The organism is Streptomyces sp. SID5910, from assembly GCF_009862125.1.
Classification (GTDB): Bacteria; Actinomycetota; Actinomycetes; order Streptomycetales; family Streptomycetaceae; genus Streptomyces.
In genome coordinates, this window is record NZ_WWHX01001020.1 from 1 (window position 1) to 1,309 (window position 1,309).

The 1,309-nt window shown below is 75.9% G+C and carries 2 protein-coding genes; one reads left to right on the plus strand and one right to left on the minus strand.

Annotated elements, in window-relative coordinates; all coding sequences use genetic code 11:
• Window positions 1-1,077: RecQ family ATP-dependent DNA helicase (locus GTW67_RS35900; protein WP_237519191.1), on the minus strand; the 1,077-nt coding region annotated here is incomplete at its 3' end.
• 3 nt (window positions 1,078-1,080) lie between these two features.
• Between GTW67_RS35900 and GTW67_RS38035 the strand changes: the two genes are divergently transcribed.
• Window positions 1,081-1,309: hypothetical protein (locus tag GTW67_RS38035; RefSeq protein ID WP_237519192.1), on the plus strand; the 229-nt coding region annotated here is incomplete at its 3' end.

The following is a 1,309-nucleotide window of genomic DNA, read 5'->3' on the forward strand; positions in this document are numbered from 1 at the left end:
CGAGAGCCCGGTGTCCCGGCGCAGCCGGTCCAGCCCGGCCGGGTCGTCCCGGTGCTCGTGGACGGCGCCGGCGACCTCGGACAGGGCCTCGTGGCCGGGCGCGCGGGCGGCGAAGTACGTGCGCATGCCGGTGTCCTCGGGCCGGTAGTGCAGTACGGCGAGGGCGGGCTCGCCGTCCCGGCCGCAGCGGCCGATCTCCTGGTAGTAGGCGTCCGGCGAGCCCGGCAGCGAGGCGTGCAGCACGAACCGTACGTCCTCCTTGTCGATGCCCATGCCGAACGCGGAGGTCGCCACCACGACGTCGGCCTCGCCGGAGAGGAAGGCGTCGTGGATGCGGGCGCGTTCGCTCTTGCGCAGGCCTGCGTGGTAGGCCTCGGCGCTCAGTCCGAGCCGGGCCAGTTCGCCGGCGAAGTGCTCGGTGTCCTTGCGGGTCCCCGCGTAGACGATGCCCGGCTTGGGTTCGGCGGCGGCGCGTTCGACGACCGCCCGGCGCCGCTCGTCCTCGTCGAGGAACCGGCGGACCTCCAGCCGGATGTTGGGCCGGTCGAAGCTCGTCACCGTCACGCGCGGCCGCTCCATGCCGAGCCGTTCGACGATCTCCCGGCGCACCGGCGGGGCCGCCGTGGCGGTGAGGGCGAGCACCGGGGGCCGGCCCACCCGCCGCACCGCCTGCTCCAGGCGGAGGTAGTCGGGCCGGAAGTCGTGGCCCCAGGAGGCGACGCACTGGGCCTCGTCGACCACGAAGAGCGCGGGGCCGGTCCCGGCCAGCCGCTCCACGACCTCGTCCTTGGCCAGCTGTTCCGGCGACAGGTACAGGAAGCGTGCCTCGCCGCTCCGTACGGCGTCCCAGGCCTCCTCGGTCCGGGCGGCGGTGAGGTCGGAGTTGACGGCCACCGCGCCCGGTGCGCGGGCGCCGTCGGGCAGGCCGGCGATCTGGTCCCGCTGGAGGGCGAGCAGCGGCGACACGATCACGACCGGGCCGGACAGCAGCACGCCGGGGACCTGGTAGACGGCCGACTTGCCGGAGCCGGTGGGCATCACGACGAGGGTGTCCCGGCCGGCCAGGACCGCCTCCATGGCGTGGAGTTGCTCGGGCAGGAGGCTGTCCCACCCGAACACGTCGGCGGCGGCACGGCGCAGGCGCGCGGCGCCGGCGGCGCGCCCTTCACCCGCAGCGCCCTCGTCGCCCGCAGCGCCCTCGTCGCCCGCAGCGCTCCCTTCGCCCGCAGCGCCCTCGTCGCCCCCAGCGCTCTCGTCGCCCGCTGCGCTCACCGCGCGCTCTGCGGCCTCTGCGGCCTCTGCGGCCTCT